Below are 7,380 nucleotides of genomic sequence, written 5' to 3'. Positions count from 1 at the left end.
GCAGCGCCTCGCACTCGATGCGCTGGAGCGCGTCTGCACCGAGGCGGCCCGCCTGCCGCAGCGTCTCGACGAGGCCGGCGTGCGCCGCGCCACGCGCACCGCCATCGCCGCGGCGGTGCGCGAGAACCTGCGCCGTTGCACGGCCTGAGCACGGCTTGCGGCTGCGCCTCCTGAAGCGTGCTGAAAACTGCTGAAGCGCGTCGGGGCATCGCTGTCGCAAGTCGTTTCGCGTGTCCATAATCGTTTCGCTGTCCGACAAAGGGCGGCCGCCTGCGGGCGCCAACAAATCGCCAGGGAGCGAACAATGAGAACACGTGTCGAGCCGTCGGTCCGGTTGCAGCCGGGGGCCGGCTGTCGTGGGTGTCGTCCGGCGCGGGGTCGCATCCGCCCCAGGCCGCTGCCGCGGCAGCTCGCCCGGCCCGCGCGCAGCCACCTGCGCACGCTGGCCTACGAGATCACCGTCGCCGAGGCGCGCGAGCGCGAGCGCATCGCACTCGGCCTGCACGACGAGATCGGCCAGTTCCTGACGCTCGCGCGGCTCAAGCTCGGTGCGTTGCGCGACAGCCCGCCGGGCGACGAGGCGACGGCGCTGCTCGACGAGATCGGCGCGCTGCTGGCGCAGGCGTCGCGCGCTGCGCGCTCCGCCACCTTCGACCTCAGCAGCCCGGTGCTGCGCCTTGGCCTCGAGCAGGCCCTGCGCAGCCTGGCCGACCGCCTTGCCGCCGACAGCCGCCTGCAGGTCAGCTTCGATGGCGCGATGCCACCGCTCAGCCTGCCCGAGGCCGTGCTCGCCGTCGTGTTCCGCGGCGTGCGCGAGCTGTGCCTGAACGTGCAGAAGCATGCGCATGCGGCGCGCGTCAGCATCACCGCGTGGTGCGACGGCCGCTGCCTGAAGGTGTGCGTCGCCGACGACGGCGTCGGCTTCCGAACCGATGCCTCGCGCGGCGTCTTCAGCCGTACCGGCGGCTTCGGGCTGGCCAGCACGCAGGCGCAGATCCAGGCGATCGGCGGGCGGCTGGAGATCTCGTCCGCGGCGAGCCTGGGCACGCGCATCACGATCCTGTTGCCGAATGCGGTGGGCACGGCGGCACTCGCCGCGGCCTGAACGACGGCGCACCGACAGCACACGCATCGAAGGAACGACCATGGGCATCCGCATCGTGTTGGCCGACGATCACCGCATCATGCGCGACGGGCTGTGCGCCCTGCTGGCGCGCGAGAAGGACATCGAGCTGATCGGCCAGGCCGACGACGGCTTGGGCGCGGTGCGCCTGGCGCGCGAGCTGCGGCCGGACATCGTCGTCACCGACGTGTCGATGCCGGGCCTGAACGGCGTCGAGGCGACGCGCCGCATCCGCACCGACGACCCGTCGGTGCGCGTGCTGTGCCTGTCGGTGCATGCCGAGAGCCGCATGGTGCTCGCGGTGCTCGAGGCCGGCGCCTCGGGCTACSTGCTGAAGGACTGCTCGTACGACGAGCTCGCGCTGGCCATCCGCAAGGCGATGGCCGACCAGGTGCACCTGAGTGCCGAACTGGTCGGCCTGGTCGTCAAGGAAGTGCGCAKCCGCGGCCAGCCGCAGGCGGCGGGCGGCACCGCGGCGCTGACGCCGCGCGAGCGCGAGATGGTGCAGCTGCTGTCCGAAGGCCTGTCGACGCAGCAGATCGCCGACCGGCTGCACGTCAGCATCAAGACCGTCGCGACGCACCGCGAGCATGTGATGCAGAAGCTCGACATCAGCAGCCTCGCCGAGCTGACCCGCTATGCGCTGTGCGAGGGCCTCAGCTCGCTCGACCAGCCGTGGCGCAGCGGCGCGCGCACGCCGTCCTGAGCGGGCAGGCTCAGCTTCCGCACCGGCCCGTATCAGCCGTTTCCTGATGGCGCGGCGGGCCGCGGCGGTTCACGCTGAGCGCCACGATGGGAGTTGCCGCGCGCCCTTTGACCCTCTACCTGGCCGATGATCACGCGGCCTACCGCGCCTGTGTGGCCGAGCTGCTGGCACGCCGAGGCTTCGAGATCCTCGGCGAGGCGCCCGACGTGCCGGCGCTGCAGGCCTGGCTCGCGCAGGCGCGCGTGCACCCCGACGTGCTGCTGATGGACGTGCAGATGCCCGGCGGCGGGCCGACCGCGCTGGCTGCGCTGCTGGCGCGCCACCCGGCCCTGCGCGTGCTGGTGCTGTCGATGCACGACGAGCCGGCAATCATCGACGCGATGCGCGCTGCCGGCGCGCGTGGCTACGTGCTGAAGGACGAACCGCTCGCCGTGCTTGCGCAGGCGATCCACGCCGTGCACGGCGACATCAGCCGCTGGCCACCGGCGTCTCAGCAATGAAGAGGTCCAAGTTCAGAGATTGACCGATGGGCGCGGGCCGCGTGCGTCCCTATCGTCGGGGCATTCCTTCACCACTCGCCCCACCGGAACCTCCATGATCGACGCGGCCATCTCGCAAGTCGCCAGCCAGCTGAACAACGCCTTGCGGCGCTCGTTCCAGCTGGGCGAAGAGCTGGTCGTCGTCTCCAGCCTGTACGAGCCGGATGGCGGCGTCGCCGCGAACATCAACAACAAGCTCGCGGTGTTCCTCGTCAACATCGAGCGCGACACCACGCCCAGCCCCCGCTCGCGGCCCGGCGCGGGCGAGGGCCGCCATGCGCGGCAGCCGCTGCCGGTGTCGCTGAACCTGCTGGTGATGTTCGCCGCCAACTTCAGCGCGTCGAACTACACCGAGGCGTTGAAGTTCATCTCCAGCACGATCGCGCACTTCCAGTCGTGGCCGGTGCTGGACCACCAGAACACGCCCGACCTCGATCCGCGCATCGACAAGCTCACGCTCGACATCGAGAACCTGAGCGTCAGCGACCTGAGCAACCTGTGGGGCCTGTTCAGCGGGCGCTACCTGCCGTCGGTGCTGTACCGCATGCGCATGGTCACCTTCGATGCCGGCCAGTTCGATGCCCAGCTGCCGGTGGTGCGCCGCGCGCAGGCCGGCGTGGGAGCCTCCGCATGATCGACATGGGCCCGTACCTGCCGCTGCTGCGCGTCGATTTCGAGCACGGCTTCTTCGCCGACGGGCGATGCCGCGGGCTGCGCTTCGTGCCGGCCGGCGACACCGCATGGTGGCTGCGCGCGACCGACGCGATCGAGCGCCACACCGGCAGCGCGCTCGCGCTGTTCGGCCCGGCGCAGGCACTGTCGGTGGTGCCGAAGGCGGTGCTCGCGTGGCAGGTGCATGCCACCGACGAGGTCTTCCCGACCTGCACCGACAACCCGGCGCAGTGGCCCGGCGAATTGCTGTGGTTCGATGCCGGCGATGCATCGTCCGATGTTTCGTCCTCCTCCCGCCTGCATGCCGGCGAGACCGTCTCGCAGGCCGAGGTGCGCCCGTTGACCTGGCCGCTGGTGTCGCAGTCGCTCGGGCACGCGTCGGGCAGCGGCGCCCGCCTGATGCCGCCGCTCGCGGTGCTGCGCGTGCCGCTGGCGGCCTTGCCGCCGGCACCGCTGCACTACACCGTGCGGCTCGCGGCGCGGGCGACGGTGTGGAAATACTGCCTGCACGGCGAGTGGCCCGAGCCGCAGCTGCAGGTCGTCGACCTGGCGAGCGGCGTCGAGTTCGACGAACCCGCGCCGGACCGTCTCGACAACGGCGCGCCGCTCGTGGCCATCCGTTCGCGGGCGCCGATCGCGCTCGCGCAGCGCAGCGAGCGTCGATTCCAGTTGCGCAGCCGCCAGCGCGGCGGCGACAAGGTGCTGGTCAAGCGTCTGCCGGTGGCGGCAGCGCAGTTCCTGGCCCGTGAGCAGATCGGCGGCGAAAGCCGCCTGGTCTCCGAGATCCATGTGCATCGCTAGTGTTTACAGGCTCTAACCGCAGAGGAGGCCGCAATGGCTATGAAGACCCCCGGCGTCTATATCGTCGAGAAGAATGCCTTTCCGAACTCGGTGGTCGAGGTGGCCACCGCGGTCCCGGCCTTCATCGGCTACACGCAGCGCGCCGAGAACGCGGGCAAGTCGCTGAACATGAAACCGTGGCGCATCGGTTCGATGGCGGAGTACCACCAGTACTTCGGCTTCGGGCCGGACCCGAAGTTCGGCATCGCCGAGAAGACCGATCCGAACCAGGTCGCCGCCTTCAAGGCCGGCGACAAGGAGTTCCTGCTGACCCAGGCCGACGGCAAGGAAGGCGGCCGCTTCCTGCTGTATTACGGGATGCTGCATTTCTTCCAGAACGGCGGCGGCCCGTGCTACGTGGTGTCGGTCGGCGAGTACGACAAGACGCCGCTGATCGAGCCCGACAAGCTGATGGCCGGCATCGAGCCGCTGGTGAAGGAGCAGGAGCCGACGATGGTCGTGGTGCCCGATGCGGTGCTGCTGTCGGCCAAGGACTGCATCTCGGTGCAGCAGGCGATGCTGCAGCACTGCGGCGGGCGCATGCGCAGCCGGGTCGCGATCCTCGACGTGTGGGGCGGGCACCTGGATCGCAAGAACGCGACCGGCGTCGACCCGATCGAGGGCTTCCGCGGTGCGCTGGGCGTGAACTTCCTCGATTTCGCGACGGCGTACTACCCGTGGGTCAACACGACGGTGGTGCAGGACAAGGACCTGGACTACACCCGCGTCRCCAACCCCGACGTGCTGATCCAGCTGCTGATGGCCGAGCTGGCGCTGCCGGCGCAGCTCGACCCGAAGACGCCGGCGCGCACCGCGCAGCAGTGGAAGGCGGTGCAGGACGTGAGCAAGACCGACGACCAGTGGACGACCGAGATCACGACCGACATCAACGCCTCGGACAAGAGTGACGACGAGAAGAAGAAGCTGCTCGACCCGGCCGCGCTGAAGGTGGCGGTGGAGACGCACAAGGCCTTGCTGAACAAGAGCCTGGGCGCGTCGAGCACCTTGTTCAACACCATCATGGCCGAGGCGCRCAACCGGTTGAACCTGATGCCGCCGTCGCCGGCGATGGCGGGCATCTACACGATGGTCGACAACACGCGCGGCGTCTGGAAGGCGCCGGCCAACGTGAGCCTGAACGGGGTGGTGTCGCCGGCGGTGACGATCTCGCACGAGGACCAGGAGGACCTGAACGTCACCACGCAGGGCAAGTCGATCAACGCGATCCGTTCGTTCATCGGCGAGGGCGTGCTGGTGTGGGGCGCGCGCACGCTGGACGGCAACAGCCTGGACTGGCGCTACATCAACGTGCGGCGCACGATGATCATGCTGGAGGAGTCGTGCCGCCTGGCGGCCAAGGCGATGGTGTTCGAGCCGAACGTGTCGAACACCTGGGTGACGATCAAGAGCATGGTCACCAACTTCCTGACCGGCATCTGGAAGCGCGGCGGCCTGGCCGGCGCGGTGCCGGACGACGCGTTCAGCGTGCACGTGGGGCTGGGCGAGACGATGACGCCCGAGGACATCCTCGAGGGGATYCTGCGCGTGACGGTGCTGGTGGCGATCAGCCGCCCGGCCGAGTTCATCGAGATCACCTTCCAGCAGCAGATGCAGAAGTCGTGATCGCGCGTTGGTGGCGATCTTCGACAAGCTTCACGAATCATCATTTGACCCTTCAGGAGGCAGACCATGGCAGACGACGGATCAGCGCAATCGACCACGGTGTGGCCGCTTCCCAAGTTCCGCTTCTCGGTGAAGTGGGATGCGGCGGAAATGCACTTCCAGGAAGTCTCCGGCCTCGACGTGGAGGCGCAGCCGATCGAGTACCGGCACGGTGACAGCCCGGCCTTCTCGGTGATCAAGATGCCCGGCATGAAGAAGTACAGCGACGTGACGATGAAGAAGGGCGTCTTCAAGTCCGACAACAAGCTGTGGGACTGGTTCAACGAGATCAAGATGAACGTCATCAAGCGCAAGCCGGTGACGATCAGCCTGCTCGATGAAGCAGGTGCTGCGACGATGGTGTGGACGCTGACGAACGCCTGGCCGACCAAGATCACCGGCACCGACCTGAAGGCGCAAGGCAACGAGGTGGCGGTGGAGACCATCGTGATCGCACACGAGGGGCTCACGATCGCCAACGCCTGATGGCGGAGGGCATCCCCGCGGCACCGCCGCTGCCGCCACCCGCGCCGCCGCTTCCCCCGGGGCCCTCGCGCGCGCCGGCGGCCCGCACGGGCGGTGGCGTGGCCGGCGGCGGCATCACGCCGCAGGCCTTGCAGGCGGCCAAGGCGAAGTTGCGTGTCACGCAGGGCTTCTATCCGCCGGTGGCGTTCCATTTCTCGGTCTCGTTCGGTGCGAACCCGAAGGATTCGGACGGTGCGTTCCGCGAGGTCAGCGGGATCGGTCCCGAGATCGAGACCGAGACGGTGAACGAGGGTGGGCTGAACGGTTTCGCGCATGTGTTGCCGAAGTCGATCAAGCATCCGCGGCTGGTGCTGAAGCGGGGCATCGCGGCGAAGGAGTCGCGCCTGGTGAAGTGGTGCCAGCAGGTGCTGGACGGCGGTTTCGTGAAGCCGATCGATGCGTTGCTGGTGCACGTCTTCCTGCTCGATGCGGCGGGCGATCCGTTGCGTTGCTGGACGGTGGAGAACGCCTGGCCGGTGAAGTGGGAGATCGACGGGTTCCAGTCCACCCGCAACGAGGTGGCGATGGAGAAGATCGAGCTGGCCTATGCCCGTTCGAACCGGATGTATTGAGGACTCCGATGAGCATCGAGGTGCGTCAACTGCTGATCCGTTCGCAGGTCCATGCGGCTCCCGTGGCGCCGCAGCGGCAGGGCGTTTCGTCGGCCGAGCTGCAGCGCTTGCGTGAGCAGCTGCTGTCGGAGTGCAAGGCGTGGCTCGCGCAGCAGATGCGGGCGCAGAAGGAGCGGTGATGTTTTATCGGTCACTTCGTTTCTCCTTCGACTTTCTGTGCTGCAAAGGCGCGTGGGGGAGGCCGTGGCGCGCCGTCCTCCGCGGTCATCGCCCCTGGCGGGGCGCTGACTACCCTGCGCTGACTGGTTTCAAGGCCCGTCGCCCAAACTCCCGCCACTCACTTCGTTCGTTGTGGTCAAACAGTGKGCGACAGTCAGTKCACGAAGCGTGCTGGCGCACGCGGGCCATGAAACCAGCCAGCTCCGGCGCYMCGTCCTYATTGRCGCRCCACGGCCTCCCCCACGCRCCTTTGSGCCAYCRCCCYGGTMCTTCGMCTTTGACAAGCGAACAAATGARGGTKRAKTCCCGGGTTGTCACCCGGGCTACCGGCTCGTTCGTCGAACACTCGCGGTTCGTGGGCGGRGCGGCCGGGGGCAGGCTGTGGGGGCGACTTCTGGRGCGACGGAGAAGRTCGGCTTCGGGGGTGGCGCGCGCCAGCGCGCTTCGTGAACTGACTCATCGGCTGTGTTTGACCACAACGAACGAAGTGAGTGGAGGGAGTTTGCCGATGCACCCCCGAAG

9 protein-coding genes are annotated in these 7,380 nt (G+C 68.5%); all 9 read left to right on the top strand.

Going from position 1 to position 7,380, the window contains the following annotated elements:
* Positions 1 to 304: 304 nt before the first annotated feature.
* The gene (locus AC1D12_RS19120) at positions 305 to 1,105 is read left to right on the top strand and encodes a sensor histidine kinase (protein WP_477842236.1); all 801 of its coding nucleotides are present in this window, start codon (positions 305 to 307) and stop codon (positions 1,103 to 1,105) included.
* A gap of 40 nt (positions 1,106 to 1,145) precedes the next feature.
* On the top strand, positions 1,146 to 1,829 hold the full coding sequence (locus AC1D12_RS19115) for a response regulator transcription factor (RefSeq protein WP_477842234.1): 684 nt from the start codon (positions 1,146 to 1,148) through the stop codon (positions 1,827 to 1,829).
* 86 nt (positions 1,830 to 1,915) lie between these two features.
* The gene (locus AC1D12_RS19110) at positions 1,916 to 2,329 is read left to right on the top strand and encodes a response regulator (RefSeq protein ID WP_082004333.1); all 414 of its coding nucleotides are present in this window, start codon (positions 1,916 to 1,918) and stop codon (positions 2,327 to 2,329) included.
* Between the two features lie 94 nt (positions 2,330 to 2,423).
* A complete protein-coding gene (locus AC1D12_RS19105) occupies positions 2,424 to 3,002 on the top strand; it encodes a Pvc16 family protein (protein WP_477829187.1) in 579 nt (192 codons plus the stop codon).
* On the top strand, positions 2,999 to 3,841 hold the full coding sequence (locus tag AC1D12_RS19100; RefSeq protein WP_477842232.1) for a hypothetical protein: 843 nt from the start codon (positions 2,999 to 3,001) through the stop codon (positions 3,839 to 3,841). The genes AC1D12_RS19105 and AC1D12_RS19100 overlap by 4 nt, the downstream gene beginning before the upstream one ends.
* 33 nt (positions 3,842 to 3,874) lie before the next feature.
* Positions 3,875 to 5,503 (top strand): phage tail sheath family protein, encoded by a 1,629-nt coding sequence (locus AC1D12_RS19095; RefSeq protein ID WP_477842230.1) that lies wholly within the window; start codon positions 3,875 to 3,877, stop codon positions 5,501 to 5,503.
* A 66-nt stretch (positions 5,504 to 5,569) separates the two neighbouring features.
* Positions 5,570 to 6,028, top strand: coding sequence for a phage tail protein (locus AC1D12_RS19090; protein ID WP_047505134.1), 459 nt, complete (start codon positions 5,570 to 5,572; stop codon positions 6,026 to 6,028).
* A complete protein-coding gene (locus tag AC1D12_RS19085) occupies positions 6,028 to 6,639 on the top strand; it encodes a phage tail protein (RefSeq protein WP_477842228.1) in 612 nt (203 codons plus the stop codon). The genes AC1D12_RS19090 and AC1D12_RS19085 overlap by 1 nt, the downstream gene beginning before the upstream one ends.
* 8 nt (positions 6,640 to 6,647) lie before the next feature.
* Positions 6,648 to 6,818: a DUF5908 family protein gene (locus AC1D12_RS19080; RefSeq protein ID WP_156154813.1), complete on the top strand. Its 171-nt coding sequence runs from the start codon at positions 6,648 to 6,650 to the stop codon at positions 6,816 to 6,818.
* The last annotated feature ends 562 nt before the right edge of the window (positions 6,819 to 7,380 follow it).

The sequence above is a fragment of the Rhizobacter sp. P1_G5 genome (assembly GCF_056405435.1).
Note: the sequence above shows the minus strand (reverse complement) of the source record. Positions and strands in the feature narration are given on the sequence as shown.